The organism is Anabaena sphaerica FACHB-251, from assembly GCF_014696825.1.
GTDB lineage: Bacteria > Cyanobacteriota > Cyanobacteriia > Cyanobacteriales > Nostocaceae > RDYJ01.
Window position 1 is genome coordinate 398,587 of the sequence record NZ_JACJQU010000002.1, and the last position, 23,840, is coordinate 422,426.

A 23,840-nucleotide genomic window follows, 5' to 3' on the forward strand; every position below is an offset into this window, starting at 1 on the left:
TAAACAAGTGCCAGAAGGATATCAAGCAGAGCGTACCATCTCAGCTGTATTTAAAGAACAGAAGCAAATTGATGATGTAATTCGCCGTTTACTAGATAGAGGTGTACCCAAAGATCATATTTCGGTGATGGGCAGAAATTTCCAGTCAGAAACGCGAATTTCTGGTTTCATTACTAAGCGAGATGTAATTTTAGGAGGTTTGAGAACTGGTGCAATTTTTGGTTCTTTGTTTGGTTCCTTCCTCAGCTTACTGACAGGTGTAGGAGTATTGTTTATTCCCTTTGTGGGACCGATTGTAGCAGCAGGTCCGATTGGTGCTGTGTTGCTGGGGGCTGCTAGTGGTGCGATCGCTGGTAGTGCAGGTGCTGGTTTAGTTTCAGTTCTCACTACTTTGGGGATGCCAGAAGACAAAGCTGCCATTTATCAAACCCGTTTACAAGCGGGAGAGTTTTTATTAATGGCAGAAATTCCCAGCGATCGCACAGGTGAATTTCAACTGCTATTAGAAAGTGCCGGTGCTGAAGAAATTCACACCATTGGTAAAACACTTGCTCGTCCTTGTCCTGGTCCATGTAACAGCCCAGAAGATTTATCTCCTGAAGTTGGCGCTCATCTCTCAGAAGAAGCGCAACGGGTATTTATTCAGCGATATAACGCCGTACTCAATGAAACCAATGATGAGTTTACGGCTGAACAATCTGCTTGGGATGCAGTTCATCAACAATTTGATGAAGATGAGAATGGTGTTTGGTCAAGAGCAAAAGTTGGTGTTTAAGTAATAGGTAATGGGGTAAGTAAGTCGGCGGGAAAAAACCGTAGACGCGTAGCGGCTTCTCGAAGAGTAGTATGTAACAAAAAGTAAATTCACCAAAACCCTCTTCCCCGTTCCCCGTTAAGAGTTCCCTGTTCCCTTGTCATAACGACAATTTTTAACGCCCACTTACTTAATACTCATTACCCTTTTATAGCTGAATTAATTTTAGTTTCTTTATTTTAATCTTAGTTGCTAAAAATTCAGCTATAGCTATTCACAGATATTCGCTAATTCATTAATAACTGGTACGTCCAGTAAATAAGCCCCAAATAAAAATTGCGATCATTGCACCAATAATAGCAACTATTATGCCTGGAATGCTTAGAGTTGCGGCTGTAAATTGTAATGTTCCTGTTTCTAATAAAGTGACTAAAGTTCCACCGATTAAAGCACCAACAATTCCTAATACCATTGTCGCTATAATTCCGCCACCTTGGCGACCAGGATAAATAGCTTTAGCGATCGCTCCGGCAATCAGACCCAGAATTATCCAAGCAATAATATTCATAGTCTAATCAATTTAAAATTCTATAAATAGATTAGAAATTTTATTTTCGTGTCGCTTCTATCAAAAGGGGTAGTTAATAATTCATTATTCATAATAAACTTTCAATTATCAATCATCTTTTAAACTTCTAAAAAATTAAATTTAAATATTCTGGTGGTACATGATCTACTAACCAAACGCCATTATCAGAACAATAGAAAATGTAACCAGCCTCATACATCGCACCAGCATCCACAGTAAAAATAACAGGTTTTCCATGCCTTGCACCCACTATTTTAGCTGTGTTCATATCAGATGATAAATGCACATGATGACGTGACATTTTAGAAAGTCCTGTTTGCATAATTGCATCTACAGATTTGTTTCCTGTTCCGTGATAAAGCACATCTGGGGGTACAACAGGTTCTAATTGTAAATCAACTTCTGTACTGTGTCCTTGATTAGCACGAATAAGCGTAAATGTAGAATCAAAAGCAAAGCGTTTTTTATCGCTGGTAGCAACTACTTCTTTTAATTCTTCTAAGGTGATAGGAAATTTGTGATTAGCACAGGCCGTTAGTAATTCATCCACAGCAACCCAACCACCAGGAGCTAATTTAATTCCTATTTCTTCTGGTGTGTGCCGTAGATATTTACTCAGAAATTTGCTGATTTTGACTAAGCGAGAATTACTCATTGTTCATCATTATTAGCTAATAATTTAAGGTGATTTAATGGTTTTTTAAACGATGGTTTTTCAAATAATCCCAAAAGCAAACTATAAAACCTAAAACACAACTAGCTTTCCAGAGAAATAACCACCAAGGTTTCCACCATGCTCCAGTTTGAACTTCAACAAGATCGGATAATCCAAACAATAAAAAAATCACTGATGTAATTTGATTTTTGCGTTTAGCAATGAGGGAATCTCTTTTGTAGCTATAGATTATAAACCCTAAAGCAAATAAACTCCATAATCCTGCCTCAATGTAATTTCCCTGACGGTAAAGGGTTTCTAAAAGTTGGGCATTTTCCCATAAACCAGACTGATTTAACCACAAAACAAACCCGAACATTGCCAAAAATAACAGGCTTAAACGTAGGATTGCCCCTTTAGTCAACTGTAAGGGAGATTGTGGATTCATAAGATGGAAATTGGTATTTAAGGGAGATTAAATTGAGAAAATTTGTTTTCCTATTAGAGCTAATGCGACTGTAATCATTAGAGTTAACGTGATTTTACCACCCGGTATAAGTGATTGATAAATACCATTTGTTAATTTTTGTTGGTTTCGTTGTTGCCAACTCATAATTGCGGGAATAATCCCACCTAAAACCGAAATACTGAAGATGCCCGTATAGTCTAGAGCAGTAAAAAAGATGCTGGGGTTTATTGTGCCTAAACTCATTGGTGGAAATAGAACAAGTGAGAAAATAGGTAAACGAGAAAGTTCACCTTTGGTAATTCGGGAAATATCTTTAAAAAAATCTACCAAGCCATACACAAAACCGATGAATGATGTGATAATTGCAAACTCTGAAAAAACAGTTAATACTAATCCTAATAATTCTCCTCCCCCACCTGAGCGCAGAATTTGCAGCGGATCAAAAACACTACCACTTTCTGAAGGATTTTGTAGTATATCAGGATTCACGCTGCCCAAAATAACGGCATTCCAAGCCAAGAACATGATCAGAGGAATGGCAGAACCAATGATAATTGATTTGCGAATTTTGGGTAGATCTCCTTCTAGTTGTGTCACCACTACAGGCACAACATTATGGTAAAAAAGAGCTACACATATAACTGAAACGGCACTACCAACAGCATTCCAATTTTGAAATAAGAATTGCTCGCTTTTTACTTGACCTGAGCCTAATAACAATAGACCTATAAAAGAAATAATCACAATTGCCACAAAGGCACCGTTTAATTTCTGAATAAATCTTTCTTTTCCTAAATACAGAATGCCACCAAATAAGAAGGTAAAAGTTGTTGTTCCTACCCAATTAGGTAAGATATTATCTAACCCGGCAATTTTAGCGAATGTGGATACTAAAATATCTCCACCTTTGCTGATATATGCCACTAAAAGGGCATAGTGCATAAATAAGTATGTAGCACCTGCAATTCTCGCTCCCACTTTACCCAAGGTCTTTTCTACAATTGCCAGAAACCCTATGCTGGGAATGCCTTCTGCACCCATAACATTTAAACTAACTTCTGCAATTAACAAACCTGAAAATAATGTGTATAACCAAACTACAATAATGGCAATTGTAGATGGTAAAATACCTGATGGTAAAGTCACCGCAGGTAGGGCAAGAATACCAGCCCCAATGGTAGTTCCAGCAATCAAAGCAGTGCTTCCTAAGACACTACCTGGTTGATGATTTAATTTATTGCCATCAAATTCCAGGTGAGAAAATAATCTAGTGATTTGCGTTTGTTCTGATTTGAGAACTGTCTTCATAGGGGTTTTTGCTCAGATATCTGCCCAAAGCAGGAAGATAATATGAATTTATTTCAAGAGGCAGGAGATAGGAGGTAGGAGGCAGGAGGAACCCACGGAGAGAAAACGTGGGATTGAAGCAAGGACGCTTTGTATCGCACTTCGTGCCGCTTCGCTAACGTGCTATGCGTCTCGATACAATTCCTCTTTTAAACTGGGCTTGAGACCCAGAACTAAAGTTTTAATTCATACTTCTTCCCTCCAGCAAGACAGCCCTCTGCCTCCTGCCTTCTTTGTAAACAATTATAGCAAAAAGCCTAAATTGGTAGCAATTAGGCAATTTCTGCCTCAAACTCTGAAACCCCCTAGTACAGCACGGCGTAAATAAATCAACCATTCTAAATCTCTGACAATCCTATGCTGTCTTCGTTTTGACTTTTGCCCTGCGGTACTAGTCCCTTTTTTAATGGTCAATTTTCTGTTAGCAATAACTTATTTATCAGACAAAACGCTGTGTAAACTCACACATTAAATCCACTCTACCTTTACGTAACATAGCGGGATCTAATCTTTCTGTAGTGTTACAAGTCATTAATACCACTAAACGCTGCTTTATCTGCACTCCCGATTCATCAATTACACTTTGGTACAAAGTGCCATCTAACAAAGCCAAAATATGTTCAGTTTTGTTGTTATATTGGGCTACTTCCGAAGCTCTATCTTGAGCTAAGTTATCAGCTTCGTTGATGATAATACAAATTCTTTCTAAGTAGCTTGGGGGAACAAAATTAGTTATGGCATCATGATCCAAAATAAAAATTACATAGCCTAAAGGTACAAGAATTTCTTTGGCTACTGATTGTGTCCATGCTGTTTTACCTGTACCTGGTTCTCCATGTACCACAACTGCTAATTGATTTTGATTGAGAATTGCTTGCTGAACTGAATCAGTAAAATATTGGATTTCTTGAGAAAATGTGCGAATGGGAAACTGATTATGAACCTTGCCTACACGACTTTGATATCCACTTAACATGACTGCTAAATCATAAGTAGCTTTATTAATTAAGGGGGCTAAATTTTTAGACATTAAAGTATATTGTCTCCGTCCCCGGTCATAGGGGTCAATTTGTAACCAAATATCGTGTTTAGCCCAGTAAGCATAAACAGTATTGATGACATCTAAACGTTCCCAGCTAACAAACTTTTCTACTGGAAAATAGAAGTCTCTTTCTGAGTAATATTGGGTAATAATATCAGGACGTTCCAATAAACGTAAAACCCTCAACACTGTAATTTCTTGTAATAAATTCAGTACGTAATCAATAGGAATACTGTTACGATTAACAAATTGGACAATAGGAGTTTCGGTACTTAAAACGTCTTTGTACCGATAATCGGGCGTAAGTGCATCGGGTGTAATGAAGTTCCAAAATTTTTGGAATTCACCACGAGTATAGTCAGATGCTAAATTTAATATATTTGCCCACCAAGCAAAATCTTTTCTAGCTAACGCGTCCGCATAAAAACTGACTAGATTAATACTTTTTTGGGTTAACTCTTGAGTATCATTAAATATTAGTTGCTGAAAATAGCCCCAATCAAAATCACGCTGAAATGGCCGCCAACCACTAGCTAGTAGGTTGTGCCGATTGTTATTCGCGGAATTATTGTCGTTAGTGCGGAAATAATCAAAATCCATATATAAATCAGGAGTCAGGAAGGAGTCAGGAGTAAAACCCGCTTAATTCTTGGTAAATAATTAGCATAGTATGTACTATAATACATATATTACATAAATATAGCTACGTCAAGTATTATGCTTAAAATAGATTGGTTTGAGCAAGGATCATATCACTTCTTTACAAACTGACTAAGTACCGTCGCAATTCAAGTAATATTTATTTACCAATTTTTACGCCCTCTGAGGGGATATAGCCATTAATTTATGAGGTTTTATGGCAATTTTTAATAAGCTCTGATCATCAGCCTAAAAGACATCCACTATAGATTTAAGGGGTTATTTTCATACTTAACAGGTTCTTGAATTCCACTAGTTTCATTTGAACTTTTACTTAATCTATAGGTCAATAGTGATACTAAAGTAAATAACTATTTAATTTTTCTCTATAAAGTTATTGTGAACTTATGAGGAAAATATTCTGTAATTTTGCATATAATCAAGGGGTGTCGGCTAAAGCAATTCAGTTTGAGTTTTTCTTTCCTGTTTGATGTGGGCAAGGATTATCAACTGAGCGCCAGCGAAACACTAGCTAATCCTGAATCAGCACTCTCTTATGGCTTGTGGGATTATCGTCTGGTTTGACTATCAAGACGATAAAGCCCAATTAAATTTTCTGGAGAACAGATGTATCTGACACATTCATTCATGAGTGATGAAAAGAAGCAAAGCTCTCAGCCGCCTTTAATTTTGATAGTAGAAGATCATGATGATAGTCTTCTGCTGCTTAGTTATGCTCTGGAGTTACTAGGGTGTAGATTTATTTGTCAAAATGACAGTTCCAGCACGATCTTAGTAGCAAAAGAGTACCAGCCAGACTTGATTTTGTTGGATATTTTGTTACCAGGTATGAACGGTCTAGAGGTTGTGCGACATTTGAAACACGAATCTCTCACTTGCCACATTCCTGTAATTGCAGTTACGGCCTTGGCTGGCAGGGAACAGGAAGAGCGTATCCTGGCAGCAGGTTTTGATGACTATCTCAGTAAACCCTATATGCTGGAAGATTTAGAGGCAATTATTTGTCGTTTGCTTAATGAGAAATTTGAGCCTTATTCTGCGGTTGAAGTATGTAAGGAAAGTTAGAACTAACGGAAATTAAGTAAGAATTCAGGAGTCAGAATATTTGCTGGTATCGGGAATGAATATAGAGGAGCAAGTTTTTCAATAAATCATCAAGCTCAAATAGAAAATCCTGATTGATGCTAAATTCTGAATTCTATATTCTGAATCCTTACAAATTTAAGTTTCTGTGGGTAGTCTGATTGTGAATATACTACCTTTACCTAATTCTGAGAAAAGTTCGATTTTTCCACCGTGTGCTTCTACAATTCGTTGTGATAGATGCAATCCTAAGCCACTACCTGATCTTTTGTTTCTCCCTTGACGAAATCGCTCGAAAATTGTTGTTTGGTCTTCAGGTGCAATTCCATAACCTGTATCTGCAACTTTAATTAAGACTTCTCCTGGATCTGTTTTGCTAGGTAAGGTTTCAAAAATGCGAATTTCCACACCGCCTGTATCTGTAAACTTGATGGCATTACCGATTAAGTTATTGAATACTCGGCGTAGTTCTAATCTATCTCCGAAGACCATTCCCCCATGATCTCCTAGTTGGTTTAACTCATGAGTGTCTAACTTGAGAGTCAGGTTTTTTTCCATAGCCAGGGGAGTGAGTTCACTGATTACTTCTTCAGCTATTTCTTTTAAGTCGCATTTTTCCAAATTTAAGGTTTTTTTGCCAGCCTCGAAGCGATAGACTTCTAGTAAGGTATTGACCATTTGCATTAAATTTTGATTACTGCGAATCATCACAGCGATCGCTTGTTTCATTTCTGGCGATATTTTGCAAAAAACCTCCTGTTGAAACAAAGCCAACATTCGATCAGCTGCTACTAAAGGTGTGCGTAAATCATGAGTCAGACGAGAAACAAAATCTTCTCGCTGACGCGTCATTTTTTGCTGTTCGTCAATACTATGCTTGAGTCGCAACAGCGATCGCACCCTGGCCAGTAATTCATCTGTATCAAATGGTTTGCGAATAAAATCATCAGCACCCGCATCTAATCCTTCAACCACACTAGATTCGTGAAAAGCTGTGATTAACAAAATGGGAATATAGCTGAGATCGGGATTACTACGAATTCTCCGTGTTACTTCATAACCGTCCATCCCTGGCATCATCACATCTAATAAAATCAGATCCGGTGGCGATTGTGCTATTTTTTGTAAAGCAGTAGCTCCATCTGATACTAAGTCAATTTCATACCCCTCACTTTCTAATAGTGTTTGCACTAAAATTAAATTATCTCTTGTATCATCAACGGCGAGGATACGATCAACCTTATCACTTTTGGCAACAGACATAGTTTATCAACTTCTGGGAAATTAATCTAAATTAATCTAAGTAAGTCAGCGGGAAAAAACCGAAGTATGTAACAAAAAGTAAATTCACCAAAACCCTCTTCCCCGTTCCCCGTTCCCTGTTCCCTGTTCCCTTGTCATAACGACAATTTTTAACGCCCACTTACTTACTCTGGCATCTACACTTGGGAATTTACTGTCTAAAATGTGGATATCCTAGCGACACTTTATTGAATTGAGATGGCAAGTGAGGTAAATTTTGATGAGAATAATAAATTCCATCGTCACTACCTAAATTTAAACTATAATTGTCTCCACTATCAGGTGATAATGTAATTTGACGTGGCAATTCAATTTTAAATACCGACCCCACTCCTAATTGACTTTCTAGAAATATTTTTCCTCCCATCATTTGTACCAATGAATCAATAATTGCTAAACCCAGTCCTGTTCCAGGATATTTACGACTGATACCTTGATCTACTTGTCGAAATGCCTCAAAAATATGTTTAAGATCTTGAGAAGAAATGCCAATTCCTGTGTCTCGAATAGTAATCGCTAATTGATTTTGGGGAGTTTCTTTCACTTCTACCCTAATACCTCCATATTCTGTAAATTTAACTGCGTTGGAAAGCAGGTTAATTAAAATCTGATGTACTCGCACTGGATCATTAAATACTAAAGTGTTTTGTAAGTCTATTTCCACTAGCAAAGATAACTTTTTGGCTTCTGCTAAAGAACGTATTTCCGCCACAGTATTATTAACTATCTTCGATAAATCAAATATTTCCGGTTTTAACTCTAATCTACCTGCCTCCAATTTGGAAAAGTCCAGAACTTCATTTAGCAACATCAGCAAATGCTTACCATTATTGAGGATGCGCTCTACCATATCTGCTTGCTGATGGGAGAGTTGACCAAATTTTGGACGTAACAGTATTTGAGAAAAACCAATGATAGCATTCATTGGGGTTCGCAATTCATGAGATATGGTTGCTAAAAATTGCGATTTAAGTCGTGATGCTTCCAAGAGTTTCAAATTTTGCAACTGAATTTGTTGCCGTTGTTTCTCCAATTCTTGGTTCTTACGAATCAGTTGCTCATTACTTTGTTTGAGTTGTTGATATGCCAAATCGGCTTTCATTTCCGCGCGATACAAACGAATCGCGTTTTGCAATATCATTACTAAATTTTCTGGGTTTAGCTTAGACTTAGTAAGATAGTCTGTAGCACCTGCTTGCAACAATTCAATAGCAATTTGTTCCTCTCCTTGAGCAGTGAGGATGACTAAAGGAACTTTTATTTCTGAAGAGCGTAGCTTGTGAATTAAAGTGAAGCTATCTTGGTTTGGTAAGCGATCATCGAGAAAAACGCAGTCAAAGTTAGAATGTTGGAGAGCAGCAAGCGCATTATTACTATCCTTGACTTCACACAGTTCCATATAGACACCTGCATTTTTCAGGGCTAGACGGACTGCCATGCGATCTACTTCATCATCATCTACAACCAAAATTTTCAGCGTCTCTTTCATCAGTTTTTATTTTCGCTGTCCAATAAACATTGAAGTACAGCATTTGTATTTTCAAACTATGTAACTACAGAACTGACAATTTTTGTGTATCTCAAATATAGCTATTGAGGAATTCAGGTATTTTACACAATATCGAGATTGATATTCGTTACATTTAATTTATCGTCCTCCACTACTACTAATTGTGAATTTTTATGTCTTTAGCTGGTTGCACAAGCAAGTATTTCATTTTTTCTGCCAAATTTGTTGATGACATTGAATATGCTTTCTTGGAACTCTAGCAAATGGAAAATTGCTCACGTTTAATAAATAATAATTTAGAAACTATTGGCAATTATCCTCACTGAAAATGATTCTTTATTAAATTGGGCAGAGTCAAGATAAAGTAAAATCAAATACTTTATCCATCTCAACACAATTGTAATTGAGTAGATGATTCACCGTCCTCACCCATTAGTGAGAGTTGCATACAAACATTGTGTACCATAAGCTTGAGCAGTTTTACTCTCTTGAATCTTACTTAGTCTTGATTCGTGAGTGATGACTCATTCAATATTAGAAAGTTTCAAGTTCATATCCGGACATTTTCATACAAGCGCGAGCTATTAGTCTTAAACCCTTACCCTCGTGACAGGAGTTTTTGAATTGTGTGTATACCTTGGGGGAGCCTCAGCGAAATTGGCCTGCGCCCGGTACTATGACGAATTATGAAGTTACAAGTTGGTAATTCAGTTTGTAAATTTATGTCACAAAAATCTCCTCTTGTGCTAGGATAAAAAAGTTAATATCAGTCATCCAACAGGCTAAATTCAGGGTAATGGCTGGGAATGTGACAAATTAAACGTAAGCAAATGTGACATATTAATGATGATTGAAGCCGGTGAAACCCAATACTTGTCGGTTAAGGGGGAAAAGGCAACAGGGAAAAGGGCAGAAACAACCTTGACCCTTTAACCTTTTCCCCAAGCCAAATGAGGTGTTGAATTTCTTAACCGAGCAGTATTGAAACTCGCTCAAAATTTACTGTCTCATAAATTACCACCTAAAACCTCAGTCGGCTGTTAAAAAAGTTGTAATTTAATGTTTCTTAGCAGGATGGTTGACTGAATTGAATGAGAAGTCAAGGAAAAATTTATAACATTTGAGCAACTCGCAAAAGTATGGGAGAACTATTCAAAGATACTGAACCAAGAGCAAAAATGCGGCTCGATGAATTGCATAAATTTCCAGATAAATTCCCAGATAGGGTGAAAGAAGTCTCCGCAGCTTTTAAAAAAGCTTGGTATAAGATTTTTTTAAACAAAAACTGAGACTAGCAAAGACACTGTCCTGAGAAAGAGGATGTATGATTTTGGATTCGTCTCACTATTTCATATTCAAAAAAATTAGGCATATATCCGTAGTTAGATTTTTACTTATATCTAACTATGAAATAAGTGAAACTTATTATTTCTACCGATGGATGCAACTTGGTCAAAATATCATCTATCTTTAGTTTGGGGAAATTAGATGAAAAACTGACCAATGGTTTTAAGTTCAAATCAGCAGTTAGATATAGAGTTGGGTGTAACAATGAATGAGATTAGCATTCTTTTAATTGAAGATCATGACTTAACCCGGATGGGATTAAGGGCTGCATTGCAGTCACACAGTGGGTTAAGAGTAATTGGTGAAGCCGCAAATGCCACTCAAGGACTAAAACTTTTGGAAACTGCCAAGCCAGATGTGGCCGTAGTGGATATTGGTTTACCAGATATGGATGGGATAGAACTCACCCGGAAGTTTAAACGCCATCAAGCGGAAAATGGACAAGCCACAAAAATTCTGATTTTGACAATGGATCACACAGAAGATGCCGTCCTAGCAGCTTTTGCGGCGGGTGCAGATTCTTATTATATGAAAGAGACAAGCATTAATAAATTGACCGAAGCCATACAAGCCACTTATGCTGGTAACTCTTGGATTGATCCGGCGATCGCCAATGTGGTATTAAAGAAAATGCGCTTGGGTTTACCAGGAGAGAGTAGCGGCTCTGATAAACCAAAGACTGTAAAAATCGAGGCTTTGGCCACAGAATATGAGCAAGTTTTGGAAACTTATCCCTTGACTCAGCGGGAACTGGAAATTTTAGAATTAATTGTTGCAGGTTGTAGTAACGGACAAATTGCTGAAAAACTTTATATTACAGTGGGAACAGTCAAAACTCACGTTCGCAACATCTTGAATAAACTCTGCGCTGATGACAGAACTCAAGCAGCGGTTCGGGCTTTGCGTTCTGGGTTAGTAGGTTAAGAAGATTTCAACGCAATCTTTCTTGCAAACATTGGGCAATACGTTTCGCAGCACCTGGCCTCCCCATCCGCTTAACTCCATTTTCGGCAATTTCATGTAAAACATCGGGATTTTTGAACAGGGATTGCATGACTTGAGGAACTTTTGCAGGTTGGTCTACTAGGATTAAAGATGCTCCTAAAAGACGACTTTGAGCTTCAGCAAAAGCAGGGTTATATTGAGGACCTTTACCCGGAATAGCGATCGCAGGTTTACCTAAACCAATAAATTGTTCGGTCGCTGTACCTGCCATAGCGATCGCTAAATCTCCCAAATGTAAACAGTCATTATAAGCTTGTTGGGTGAGAATGAGATAAGCATTTCTTTGTTTAAAGATCAAAGCATTAGCATCGGCAAGTTGAATAGGAGATTGATCCCAGTTTTGCCAACCTTGAATTTTTAAAGTTTGAGATAAAATATTCCTATCTAAACCGGGAGCGATCGCCCCTAAAAACACCATCTCTCGTTCCCGGAAACTCTCCATCAAAGCCGATACAGCCATCATTATCATTTCCCAGTTAGCATAAGCTTCATTTGCACGGGAACCAGGAAGCAAAGTCACAATTAAAGGACGAACAATCTCTTGTTGTTCAACATCAGCATGATAAAATCTAGGGATTCTCAACGTCGATTCTAAACCGTCCATCATCGGATTTCCCAAATCAAAAGCCGGAATCGGCCATTTTCTTAATATTTCCGTCGTTAGCGCATCTCTAGGAAACACGGCACGACAACGACGACGACTCATCAACCACCTTTCCCAAGGATGGTAAATTGAACCAGAAAAATTTTCCCACCGTGCCGATTTTGACTTTCTCGCTAATAAACCCAACTCATCCCGCACATAATATTCAGATTTTGCCGTTCCCACAAAAGCATAATTTGCACCACTGATAGCTGCAAATAACAGCGGTACAATATCCCCCACAGCTAAAATAGCCTTTTGATTACCTAATTTGGTTTGTGAACTCACCCAACGACGCACAGCTTGAATCTGCTTCCAAGTCAGTTGCACCAAACCACCCTGCACATCCCGCATCAGTTGACGACTATCCATATAAATAAAACCACCAGAAGGCATCGTCTGCACCGCACCAATACACGGTACATTTAACTGTTGGTAAGCAAGTCCTTCACCCACTATCGGTAAAGCAAAGATATCAGGTGGCGAAGATAGCCCTTGCAGTTCCCTGATTATACGCACAGCAATAATATCTTCTCCATGACCATTACTTAAAACCAGTAACTGTAACCGAGAAGTAGTATCTAGAGAGTTTGCAACTAAAGGTAATGGGGATAAATCACTCATAGAATTTTGGATTTGAGATTAGGAACATTTGCAGGGTATTGCAATTTGTGAGCATCGAATCTGATAATAAGTATTATCGATTACCAAAAAACCTAAATCCCATCAGGTAAAAAATCTCTAGATATAAATACTCATCTAATTTTATTGATGGCGAAAGCAGACTGCTGGCCGCTTGTTTGACCAGAAACAAAAAATTACAATTAACCGTCTGTTTATCCACAGGTAAGTAAGTGGGCGTTAAAAAATATAATATAAACCTAACCCCCCAACCCCCTTCCCTGCTAGGGAAGGGGGAGTCAAAGCCTCTCTCCTGGTAGGGGAGAGGTTTGGAGAGAGGTTTTATATTTAATTGTGCCAAGTTACTTAGAGATTCCCATCCCATTCAATTTACTCTACACCCTAAGTAGGTAGGCAGAATAAAACCAAAGTGTGTAAAGAAAAGTAAACAAGGCTAAAACCCTTTTTCCCCCTGCCCCCTGCCTTATCCCAACGACAATTTTTAACGCCAACCTACTTACACCCTTCTTGCTAACTACCAGTTGATGAAGTTAACCAATATTAATTATTATTAATTATGCGAGTTTCTTCTGCGGCCATTCTTACCTTAGCTACTTTAGCTGCTAGTAATGTCACCCAGCAAGCCAATGCTGCACCGACTCAAACCACAAATCAAGAGGATAAAACTGCAACAACAGATGTGGTAGTAGTGCCTTATGTAGAAACTGAAACAGCGCAGGTAGAAACCCTAGCATCGCCAGAAACTACTTATGCCATAGAATTTAGCTCTCAGCCCGTATCTCAGCCAGTAGTTGTACCGAAAAATATCAATAATAACAATAATAAAAATAATAACAACTTTACTACAGATGCTAATTTAGTAGTTACCGCTACCAATGTACAGATAATTGGCGCTAATCCAGAATTAGAGCAGATAATTCGCAAAGTTATTAAAACCCAAACCGGGGGAGGAACCAGTCAAAACCAACTCCAAAAAGATGTAGCAGCAATTTTGGAGACTGGTTTATTTGCTAGTGCCAATTTTAACAGTACTAGTACATCCGCTGGTTTGAATGTCATCTATCAAGTCAAGCCCATAGTGGTACAAGCACTACAATTATCTGGTGCAAAGGTTCTCGGCTATAAAGTAGCCTTAGAAAATTTTCAAAATCAGATTGGTAAAGATATTAGTCCAGCTGCACTTGAAAAAATAGTCCAGCAAATTAACCAGTGGTATGCAGAAAATGGTTATACCCTAGCTAGGGTACTATCAATTCAACCCAACCGCCAAGGTATCCTCACAGTTAATGTAGCGGAAGGTTTGCTGGGTGATGTCAAATTTCGTTTTGTGAATGAAGAAGGACAAAAGGTTGATAATAATGGGAATCCCATTAAAGGACGGACTAAAGCCGATTTCCTCAGACAGCAACTCAAATTACAGCCGGGTAAAGTCTTTGAAGACGATTTAGCTCGGCAAGATGTACAAACATTATATAAATTGGGGTTATTTAAAACAGTTAATGTTGCCTTTGAAGGAGATGCTACAAAAGTTGATTTAATCTACGAACTGCAAGAAGTAGGAGCGCGTTCAGTTAATTTGGGCGGTGGATACAATGCTGATGATGGGCTATCAGTGATGTTAAGCTATAGAGATCAAAATGTTGGCGGTGTTAATGATACCTTGGCAGCAAATGTGGAAGTAAGCAGACAAGATGTACTGTTTAATACTAATTTCACCAGTCCCTATCGGGCAAATAATCCTGAACGCCTCGGCTATAACATGAAGACCTTCCGCAGACGGCAAGTTTCCGATACATTTGACGATACGATCAAGTTAGCCAACGGTGACAAAGTGCGGGAAGGGAAAATTGGCGGTAGCGTGAGTGTTCAGCAACAACTTGATGGTTGGGATGCTGCTGTCGGTCTTAACTATACTCGTGTTACCATTCGCGATCGCCAAGGTAATATTACCCCCAGAGATGCCAACAACAACCAATTATCTTTCAGTGATACTGGAATTGATGACCTAACTACCGTATCCTTCACAGCCACCAAAGACGAACGAGATAACCCAGTTAAAACAACTCAAGGTTCTCTCCTTAGTTTCAGCACCGAACAATCTATTCCCGTTGGTCATGGTCAGATTACCATGAATCGGCTGCGAGGCAATTATAGCCAGTATATGCCCGTGAATTTATTTAACAGCAAACAGCCCCAAGTATTTGCTTTAAACCTGCAAGCTGGTACTGTAGTTGGTGATTTACCACCTTATGAAACCTTTAACTTGGGTGGTTCTAATTCAGTGCGTGGTTATGATGCTGGCAAAGTGGGTAGTGGTCGCAGTTATGTATTAGCTTCCGCCGAATATCGCTTTCCCATCTTCCCCATCGCTGGAGGTGTACTTTTTGCTGACTTTGCTTCCGACTTAGGTTCTGGTGACACAGTTATAGGAGATCCAGCCGGTGATCGAAATAAGCCTGGTAGTGGTTTTGGTTATGGTGCAGGTGTGCGCGTTGATTCGCCTTTGGGTCTGATTCGTGCTGACTATGGAATTAATGATCAAGGAGACAGTCGGGTGCATATCGGTATAGGTCAGCGATTTTAAAGAAAGTAAATTGATATATCTTCAAGCCAGGGAATAAATTAAGAGTCTAATAGCTGAAGTCGGTTTTAACCGACTATTTCCAAATCATTGATTATGTTTTTCAAATCAATTGTGGTTTGATTTTGATTTCGTTAGAGTGCGTTTTAACGCACTTGCCCTATTAGCCCGGAAATTGATTTCCGGGCGGGTGTGAAAGCTAACAGATAAACCATTTCTCCAAATAAGTTGACACCAATGGGGTGTAGATAGACCTCAATCAGCATTTACTGGGAACTATTCCGTAAAAATCTTCCTTTTTTTCCCGTAGGTTGGATATGGTGGTGGAAAGTAGTTATTAGTTTGTATTCTCAAGATGATTACTGGAAAGCGGTTGTAATAGTTCTGATCTTGCGTTCATAACAGTAAACTGTAAAATTTAAAGATTACAGAAAAATATTAAGTCTGAATCAGGATAATCAGGATTTAAGGATGTACAGGATGTTAGTCGGTAGTCAAATATCCCCGACTTCTGAGATAATTGAAGTGATGAATGAGAAGATTAACTAAAGAAGTCGGGGATCTCAATTTCTCTGCGTCCTCTGCGTCCTCTGCGGTTCGTTATTCCATAACTTGTGCATAAAACCCAGATCAAAAAAGCGATCGCCCTCATCACCCAAAACCCAATAACGTAAACATTGACAACACAATGCAACTGCATTACCTTAAAAATAAAGAATAAACCTGAAAATTGTTATGGTTGTCAAACCAAATCCATCATCAGAGTCCACCCTAACAGACAGATATCAAACCACAATACCTGAACCCGTGCGTAAAGCTCTAGGCTTGGGTAAACGTGATAAAATTCGCTATGTGATTCAACCTGACGGTAAAGTAGTTATTTCTCGCGCTGATCGAAAAGAAGAAGATCCGATACTGGGGGAATTTTTAAACTTTATTGCCCAGGATATACAAAAAAATCCTCAACATTTACAACCAATTAAACCAGAATTAGTAAACCGTATTCAATCCTTAGTTGCTGATGTAGAGATTGATATTGATGCACCCTTATCTGATGAGGATGAGTAAATGTGTCTGAAAATCAACCCTTAGTAATTAATGGATGGACTATATTTGCTCATTCTTTATTTCTGGAACAGTTAGAAGAACTGATCATACAGGTAGAAAATTTACGTCAGAAATATCCTCAAGAATACAAACAGAAAAACGCCACAAAACGTCTAGCTGCTATTTTCAAACTTGCATTTAACGTCATTCCTCAAGATCCAACATTAAACGATTATCGCCAAGGTACAACCCTGGGAGATGAATACAAACACTGGTTTAGAGCTAAATTTTTTCAGCAATACCGATTATTTTTTAGATATCATCAACAAGGTAAAATCATTGTTTATGCTTGGGTAAATGACGAAAACACCAAGCGAGCATATCAAAGTAAAACAGACGCTTATCGAGTTTTCCAGAAAATGCTAGAAAGTGGTAATCCTCCAGATGATTGGAATGATTTACTCAAAGAAGCAGAAAGTCAAACTCACCATTTAAGTAAGTGGGCGTTAAAAAATATAATATAAACCTAACCCCCCAACCCCCTTCCCTGCTAGGGAAGGGGGAGTCAAAGCCTCTCTCCTGGTAGGGGAGAGGTTTGGAGAGAGGTTTTATATTTAATTGTGCCAAGTTACTTAGAACAGATTTTCAAAACAGAAATTTAGAAAAATATCAAGTCAAAATCAGGTTAACTAGGATTAAAGGATGTACAGGATATTACCCTAGTCCTACTCAAAAATGACAAATGTTTTTCTCCGTGTCCTCTGTGGTTCTTTCATTTTGTGATCTGTGCGTAAGTTCCATCTCAAAACGCGATCGCCATTATCGTCCCAAGTTTCTGTCAAAATTGAAAATTGTGTAGTATAATAAGACAAGTGCTGCTTACAGCATTTCATAGTCAATTACTCACCCAAAAAACACTATGCGCTTAAAAAGATGGGAATCCCCCCGCAAAGAAGGGAGAAACGATAAAGGCCGGGGTGGTTCTGCCAGACAGAGACAACTGAAGAAACAAAGGCAGATGCTGAGAAACAAACTCAAAGAAGCTCAAAAGCCAGAAAACAATCAAAACAACAAGCAAAGGGAAGGGATAGAAACCTTCCCTATTTTTTTGCGCCTTCGTCAGATCCCCGACTTCTCCAAGAAGTCGGGGATTTTAAATAATTAAATATTTTCTGAAAAGCACTTGACAAAAACCATAGGATAACTGCTATATTATTTAAAGCTAAGTCATTGGGGCGTAGCCAAGTGGTAAGGCAGCGGGTTTTGGTCCCGCCATCCCTAGGTTCGAATCCTAGCGCCCCAGCATTATTAAGGGTAGATTACAGAATCTGCCCTTTTTGGTTTTTCACATCTGTCTGTGTTGTCAGAGTTTTATTTTTCCGGTGATTTGAGAGCTTGATCTAAAACTTCTCTAGCTTGTTGAGCTTTGGTTTTTGCTTCTTGATAACGGATATTGGCTTGAGCAAAGTTTTTGAGAACCTTAAAACCTTCCTTGAGGCGGGTAATTTCTTCCTCCGTCACAGAATTATCTGAGAACAGTACATCAACAGCTTTACGAATTTCCAAAGCTTCAGTCCGCGTTTCTTGGACTTTCAACTTTAGTGTAGCCAAATTGCTGAGAATCTGGACGGCTTGAGTAATGGCATCCTCACCGCTAGTATTATCAATAGTGGGTTCTTTGACTTCGATTAACTGTTGAGGACCAAATCCTTCTTCCAGTTCTGTAGGTAGCTGATCAGCCTCCATCAGTTCCATCAACTGATCCATGGCTTTATCACGGGCTTTAGCAGAATCTTTACCAGGAACAGTTAGGATAATTTCTGGGCTTTGAGCGAGAGTATATTGAACCATAGTGGGGGGAAAATTTGCTGGTTTACCAAGCAGGTAATTAATTTTAACATCTACAAGTGTTGAATCCCACACGAAAAAGTTTTTAGACATCCGCTAAGAAGTCGGGGATTTTAAATAATTATTTATTATTTATACTTAAGAAAAGAACTGTCAAATACAACAGGAGAGGAGAGCGATGACTCCCAATCCAGCTATTATGCGATCTGTGGAACAATTGGGCTACCGTGTTACTGTTGGTGATGTGGCAACCCAAGCTGGCTTGAATGTGGGTGAAGCGAATCAAGGATTATTAGCCCTAGCATCAGATGCTGGTGGACATTTACAGGTAGCAGAATCTGGTGATATTGTTTATCAATTTCCGCAAAATTTTAGAACAATTTTAAGTAATAAATACTTGCGGTTGCGTTTACAAGAATGGTGGAAAAAGATTTGGGGAGTGCTGTTTTATTTAATTCGCATTTCCTTTGGTGTTTTGTTAGTTGCTTCTATTGCGTTGATTACTGTCACCATCATTATCATTATTACTGCTGCTAACTCAGACCGAGACGGAGATAATAGAAGCAGCAATTCTAGTGGTTTCAATTTCTTCTTTTTCCCAGATTTATTCTGGTATTTTAGCCCAGATTATGGTAATCAGGAAAGGCGACGAGAAAGAAGAGAAAATAGTGAGTTCAATTTCTTTGAAGCTGTATTTTCGTTTTTGTTTGGTGATGGTAATCCTAACGCCAAATTAGAAGAAAGACGCTGGCAAGATATTGGTACTGTGATTAGGAATAATAAAGGGGCAGTGGTAGCAGAACAAATTGCGCCCTATTTGGATAATTTGGGTGAGAAATATCAACAAGAATATGAAGATTATATGTTACCTGTGTTGGTGCGATTTAATGGCAAACCCCAGGTAAGTCCTGATGGGCAAATTGTTTATTATTTTCCAGAGTTGCAGGTAAAAGCCAGTAAAAAGCAGCGTCAGTCAGTAGCGCCATATTTAGATGAAATTCCCTGGCGTTTTAGTGCGGCTAGTTCAGGACAAATTATGCTCAGTGCTGGTTTGGGTGTAGTGAATTTGGTGGCGGCTTTAATATTAGGAAGTTTATTAAAAGGTGGCACAGTCGCAGCCCAAATAGGGGGATTGGTTGCTTTTGTGCAAGGAATTTATTGGTTGTTATTAGCTTATGGTGTAGGTTTTTTAGGTATACCCTTGGTGCGTTATTTTTGGATTCAATGGCGCAATGGTAAACTTGCTGCCCGTAACCGTGAACGTTTGGAAAGAGCAAGGCTTTTGGCAAATGCGGATGATTCTTTACAACAGAAGATGGCTTTTGCGAGTCAGTTTGCAACCGAAAAAGTTATTGGTAAAGAAGATTTAATTTATTCCAGTGACAGTGATTTACTAGAACAGGAATTTGACCAGGTGAAAAGGCAAAATCAGTTAGATGAAGAGAGGGAATAGGAGTTAGGAGTCAGGAGTCAGGAGTTAGGAGTCAGGAGTCAGCGAAGAAGTCCCAGTCCCCAGTCCCCAATCCCCAGTCCCCAGTCCCCAGTCCCCAATCCCCAATCCCCAGTCCCCTGACTACTTAGCTTGAATAGGAGTTAGGGCTACACCTTTGTAATAGTGTCCTAAAATTTGCAGGTGGTTGATTCCGCGTTGAGCTAAATTGTAGGCTCCCCACTGGCTCATACCTAAACCATGTCCAAAGCCTAATCCTTGCAGGACAAAGTTACCATTTGCGTCTTTGCTGAGACTAAAACGGGTACTTTTGAGCTTGAGTGCGGTACGGACTGCTTCACCTTTGAGGAGTTTAGTACCTTGATCACCAACAATTCTCAAGGTTTTAACGCTGCGGAAGGGGGATAGAGATTCGATCATCATATCTTTGACGTTGCCTATACCGGAAATTCTGCCGCTGATTTCTCCTGGTGAAAAGGTTCTGATCCAATTACATTCTTTGACGTTTTGATCAAAGTCTTGGACAGCACGTAGATATGGGAGGGCATTTCCCCAAACGTCTTCTACGTTTTCGGTATGTCCACCGGAACAGGCATGAAATACTGAGAGAATAATTCGGTTGTCGTAGGTGAGGACTTGACCGGCTGTACCATCTACTGCGGCGTAGGTGTTACGAGATTCGCTGCTGACACCTTTGTAGATTTGCCAGCGGTCGGGGCTATCTCCTAAGTCATAAACGGGATTGTTGCGCTGTTTTTCTCGCTCATAGAGGGCATAAGTACGGGCGGCGATCGCTTGGGCTTTTAAGGCCTCTTGCGGCCAGCTAGAGTTCATTTCCCCTCCCAGGACGCTGTAGAGATATTCTTCTAAATCTACCCAGTTGACTGCGGTTAAGCCTTTTTCGGTGGGGATAACTAGTGTTCTACCTCGAAACCAGCGATCGCCTATATAAACAAATCCCTTACCTGTTGGCTCAATCCAAAATAAACCAGATTGCCATTTATCTAAAGCTACTCCTCCAGGAACTGTTTGAGCCGCATAAGCACTCATTCCTGGTAGTTGTCCAAGGGTACGGCCAGAACTATCTTTAACTATTGCAGTGGTGGAAGCACCAACTTTGACCTGATTTACTCCCCTTTCAATAGCCACGCGCAGGATCACAGATGCTTGAGCAGGAGCAACCAAAACAAACCATAAGAGGATACCTATCCACCAATGTTGTCCTTGAATCCGGGAAAATAAAGCGCCTAAATAAAGTTGGATTTTCATGCTGATTGTCTAATCACAAGCCTCTACAAGTTTAATCAGACAGTTCTCCTAGTTAGGAGGTTGCCACTTCTACCTATTATGCAGTTATCAGTGGAAGAAGGTAAAAGGCAAAAGTTGATTAATTTTTCCTTTCCTCCCCTGACTCCTAACTCCTAGAACTCCTGACTTCTTAATTCTTATAATTGATTCTTATGATTGAACCGTGTCGGAAGGTTTTGAGGATTTGGTCGCTTTTGGAGAATTATGGACTTCGTTGGCAACGATACCAATTAAATTCAACTGGCTTAAAATTTCCGTTGTTTGCATTAATTCCTGTGGGGTTAACTGCCCGATGCGTCCGACAATGACAATGCCATTAGAAACAGAGGCGATAATTCTGGCATCAACGCTATCTAAGACAGAAGAAGCATCTATTATTACTAGGTCATAGATTTTTTCAAAGGACTCAATTAATTCTTTCAGCCTTCCTGAAGTCAGCAGATTGACTACATCATCTGGTTTTGGTCCAGCAGTCAGAACATCAATGGATGGATGAATAGGTTGGATATAATTTTGAAATTGAGTTTTGATGTCATCCAGCAATAACAGAGATAAACCCCATTCATTGGAGATTTCGAGAACTTTGTGTAAATTGGGCGATCGCAAGTTAGCATCAATTACTAATACCCGTTGGTGCATATTTGCTGCACTAGCTCCCAACCCTAAAGCTAAAGTTGTTTTCCCTTCTCCTGGTAGTGCTGAAGTCAACATCAAGGACTTAAAAGGCAAGGAGTTCTTGAATATTTGCAAATTGTGATAAATCATATCCAGGGTTTCATGACTGGATAATTTAGTTTTGCTTTCGGTGATTGTAGATGCTGCTTTTTGCCTTTTATGCCTAAATATCTCTTTCAATCTGCTCTTGAAACTAGGTTTACCCAATTTTGGTACAGATCCCAGTAACTGGATATTCGTCAGCTTCTGTAAATCTAAAGGCGAAAAAATTGCCTGATTAAACATTTCCCAAAGCAAGGCTAATATCACACCTAAAATAGGTCCAATTACTACTCCTGCAATAATCAATAACCATTTTTTATTACCGATATAAATTCCCAAATCCGGTTCTTCAAAAACTTGCCATTCAAATCCTCCCTGAGCAATTTTCATTCCCAAAGAATGTTGAAACTGCACCATTTGCTCAAGTGTTCTCTGTTGAATGGTTACATCTGATAACAAGCGATTATACTCGGCTATTAAACTGGGGTATGTATTTAGTTGGGAACGAATTTCCTGTTCAGATTTAGCTAATTTATTTTCTTTAGTAATGAGAGCAATTCGTTTGTTTTTCAACTCAGTTAACTCGTTAGTTAACTTATCATCAACCTCCAATAAATTTGCGTTTTTGCTGTTAGTATTAATGTCTGTATCTTTCAATTCTTGTTGTAATAAAGCCATCTGAACTTGGCGCTTCTCCTTCAGTCTGACTATGACTGGGGAATTATCAGTGTAGCGCAAACGCTCCTGAGCCAAACTCATTTCTGTGTTTCTAATCTCATTTACTAAAGCTTCATAGCTGCTGGTACGCTCCAAACTAGCAACCAACTGTGCATTCTGGTTTGAAGATGCTAATTTTTGCTCTAAACTATTGTAGCGACTCTGGAGATCTTCAATCTGAGAGCGATTTGTTTGTCGTTGTTTTTGAATATCAGCTACAGATTCTAGCAAGATTTTACTTTGTACTTGCGGATCGATTAAATTATGTTTCTTGCGAAAAATGGCTAATCTTTTTTCAGCCGCTAGTGTCTCATTTTGCAACTTGGGTAATCGATTATTAACAAAAGCTAAACCTTGATTGACACGCTGATTTTTTTGTTCAATATTGTAGTCTTGATAAACTTTTTGTAGAGCTTGCAATACTCTTTTGGTTTTTACGGGATTGGGATCTTTGAAAGAGACGACAAATACTTGATTATAAACACGATTAAATTCTGATATCTCTTCCACAGGTTTTACTTGTAAATATCCTGGGTTGCCAGTAGCACTTTTACCTTTGATATCTTCTATGGTGATATTGGGATAATCAGAACGTAGTAAATCAACTGCTTTTTGTACCAGCTTAGAACTCAGCATTAATTTCATCTGATTGGTATATTCTCCAGATGAAATTTCCTTGTTATTTAACTCACTTTTAACATCGCTTTGGATCTGCTGAGAGTGTAATTCTTGATCCAAATCATTACTTACTATGATTTGCATGGAACTTTGGTACATGGGTTTCGTGATTACAGCTAGAAGACTTGTAACTGACATCACTGCACAAGAAACCCCCAAGATTAAAAAGCGGCGGTAAAACAGAATTGTAGATATTTGTCTAATATCAAACACGCTTTGTTTAGAGGTAGTAACCAGCTGTTTGCGATTGAGACCAGTTGTAGCCACTATAAAAGCCCTCTACTATGAAAACAATATATTGGGAAGATAATGATGAGAAAAAATTTTGAGATAATTTATACTCAAATTTGTTTCTTAAATCAATAAGAGTTATTCCTTGCAGGATGATATAACTACTTGACAGAACATATCCTGAAGTAGCTCTTAGATAATCAATTCATCCAGAT

Annotated in this window: 19 protein-coding genes and 1 tRNA gene; 9 read left to right on the plus strand and 11 right to left on the minus strand. The window is 38.7% G+C overall.

Translation table 11 applies throughout. From position 1 onward, the window contains the following. Positions 1-7: 7 nt before the first annotated feature. Positions 8-775 carry a ChaB family protein gene (locus H6G06_RS05485; protein WP_190557823.1) on the plus strand — a complete coding sequence of 256 codons (768 nt, stop codon included), beginning with the start codon at positions 8-10 and terminating at the stop codon, positions 773-775. A gap of 274 nt (positions 776-1,049) precedes the next feature. On the opposite strand, the gene H6G06_RS05490 is transcribed toward H6G06_RS05485, so the two are convergent. The 5 genes from H6G06_RS05490 to H6G06_RS05510 all read right to left on the minus strand — a co-directional run bounded on the left by H6G06_RS05490 (position 1,050) and on the right by H6G06_RS05510 (position 5,456). Then, positions 1,050-1,322, minus strand: coding sequence for a GlsB/YeaQ/YmgE family stress response membrane protein (locus H6G06_RS05490; RefSeq protein WP_190557825.1), 273 nt, complete (start codon positions 1,320-1,322; stop codon positions 1,050-1,052). Positions 1,323-1,449: 127 nt separating this feature from the next. Then, entirely contained in the window at positions 1,450-1,998 is a 549-nt protein-coding gene (locus H6G06_RS05495) for an RNA 2'-phosphotransferase (RefSeq protein ID WP_190557827.1), read from the minus strand. Between the two features lie 34 nt (positions 1,999-2,032). Next, complete coding sequence (locus tag H6G06_RS05500) at positions 2,033-2,446, minus strand: hypothetical protein (protein WP_190557829.1); 414 nt, start codon at positions 2,444-2,446, stop codon at positions 2,033-2,035. 27 nt (positions 2,447-2,473) lie between these two features. Next, a complete protein-coding gene (locus H6G06_RS05505; RefSeq protein WP_190557831.1) occupies positions 2,474-3,775 on the minus strand; it encodes an amino acid permease in 1,302 nt (433 codons plus the stop codon). A 478-nt stretch (positions 3,776-4,253) separates the two neighbouring features. After that, entirely contained in the window at positions 4,254-5,456 is a 1,203-nt protein-coding gene (locus H6G06_RS05510; protein ID WP_190557833.1) for an AAA family ATPase, read from the minus strand. 666 nt (positions 5,457-6,122) lie between these two features. Here H6G06_RS05510 and H6G06_RS05515 point away from each other — a divergent pair. Next, complete coding sequence (locus tag H6G06_RS05515; protein WP_190557836.1) at positions 6,123-6,581, plus strand: response regulator; 459 nt, start codon at positions 6,123-6,125, stop codon at positions 6,579-6,581. A gap of 156 nt (positions 6,582-6,737) precedes the next feature. On the opposite strand, the gene H6G06_RS05520 is transcribed toward H6G06_RS05515, so the two are convergent. Together H6G06_RS05520 and H6G06_RS05525 are read right to left on the minus strand one after the other, a co-directional pair. Next, on the minus strand, positions 6,738-7,862 hold the full coding sequence (locus tag H6G06_RS05520) for a hybrid sensor histidine kinase/response regulator (protein ID WP_190557838.1): 1,125 nt from the start codon (positions 7,860-7,862) through the stop codon (positions 6,738-6,740). Positions 7,863-8,052: 190 nt separating this feature from the next. Then, positions 8,053-9,390 (minus strand): ATP-binding response regulator, encoded by a 1,338-nt coding sequence (locus tag H6G06_RS05525; RefSeq protein WP_190557840.1) that lies wholly within the window; start codon positions 9,388-9,390, stop codon positions 8,053-8,055. A gap of 1,572 nt (positions 9,391-10,962) precedes the next feature. Between H6G06_RS05525 and H6G06_RS05530 the strand changes: the two genes are divergently transcribed. Next, positions 10,963-11,682 (plus strand): response regulator transcription factor, encoded by a 720-nt coding sequence (locus tag H6G06_RS05530; protein ID WP_190558524.1) that lies wholly within the window; start codon positions 10,963-10,965, stop codon positions 11,680-11,682. Positions 11,683-11,689: 7 nt separating this feature from the next. Here the strand turns inward: H6G06_RS05530 and H6G06_RS05535 are convergent, their stop codons facing one another. Beyond that, positions 11,690-13,030, minus strand: coding sequence for a lipid-A-disaccharide synthase-related protein (locus tag H6G06_RS05535; protein WP_190557842.1), 1,341 nt, complete (start codon positions 13,028-13,030; stop codon positions 11,690-11,692). Positions 13,031-13,604: 574 nt separating this feature from the next. On the opposite strand from H6G06_RS05535, the gene H6G06_RS05540 reads away from it, so the two are divergent. The 5 genes from H6G06_RS05540 (at position 13,605) to H6G06_RS05560 (ending at position 17,979) form a co-directional block, all read left to right on the plus strand. Next, a complete protein-coding gene (locus tag H6G06_RS05540) occupies positions 13,605-15,632 on the plus strand; it encodes a BamA/OMP85 family outer membrane protein (protein WP_190557844.1) in 2,028 nt (675 codons plus the stop codon). A gap of 732 nt (positions 15,633-16,364) precedes the next feature. Continuing rightward, entirely contained in the window at positions 16,365-16,697 is a 333-nt protein-coding gene (locus H6G06_RS05545; protein ID WP_190557846.1) for a type II toxin-antitoxin system PrlF family antitoxin, read from the plus strand. A 2-nt stretch (positions 16,698-16,699) separates the two neighbouring features. Further along, the gene (locus H6G06_RS05550; RefSeq protein ID WP_190557847.1) at positions 16,700-17,200 is read left to right on the plus strand and encodes a type II toxin-antitoxin system YhaV family toxin; all 501 of its coding nucleotides are present in this window, start codon (positions 16,700-16,702) and stop codon (positions 17,198-17,200) included. 395 nt (positions 17,201-17,595) lie between these two features. Continuing rightward, positions 17,596-17,841, plus strand: coding sequence for a hypothetical protein (locus H6G06_RS05555; RefSeq protein ID WP_190557849.1), 246 nt, complete (start codon positions 17,596-17,598; stop codon positions 17,839-17,841). Between the two features lie 66 nt (positions 17,842-17,907). Next, positions 17,908-17,979 (plus strand) — tRNA-Gln (locus H6G06_RS05560). Positions 17,980-18,047: 68 nt separating this feature from the next. Here H6G06_RS05560 and H6G06_RS05565 read toward each other — a convergent pair. Then, positions 18,048-18,527, minus strand: a complete 480-nt coding sequence (locus H6G06_RS05565) for a hypothetical protein (protein ID WP_190558526.1) — start codon at positions 18,525-18,527, stop codon at positions 18,048-18,050. Between the two features lie 175 nt (positions 18,528-18,702). On the opposite strand from H6G06_RS05565, the gene H6G06_RS05570 reads away from it, so the two are divergent. Beyond that, entirely contained in the window at positions 18,703-19,977 is a 1,275-nt protein-coding gene (locus H6G06_RS05570; RefSeq protein WP_190557851.1) for a hypothetical protein, read from the plus strand. A 120-nt stretch (positions 19,978-20,097) separates the two neighbouring features. Here the strand turns inward: H6G06_RS05570 and H6G06_RS05575 are convergent, their stop codons facing one another. Both H6G06_RS05575 and H6G06_RS05580 read right to left on the minus strand, forming a co-directional pair. Then, positions 20,098-21,243: a SpoIID/LytB domain-containing protein gene (locus H6G06_RS05575; RefSeq protein ID WP_190557853.1), complete on the minus strand. Its 1,146-nt coding sequence runs from the start codon at positions 21,241-21,243 to the stop codon at positions 20,098-20,100. 189 nt (positions 21,244-21,432) lie between these two features. After that, entirely contained in the window at positions 21,433-23,661 is a 2,229-nt protein-coding gene (locus H6G06_RS05580) for a nucleotide-binding protein (RefSeq protein WP_190557855.1), read from the minus strand. Between the last annotated feature and the right edge of the window lie 179 nt (positions 23,662-23,840).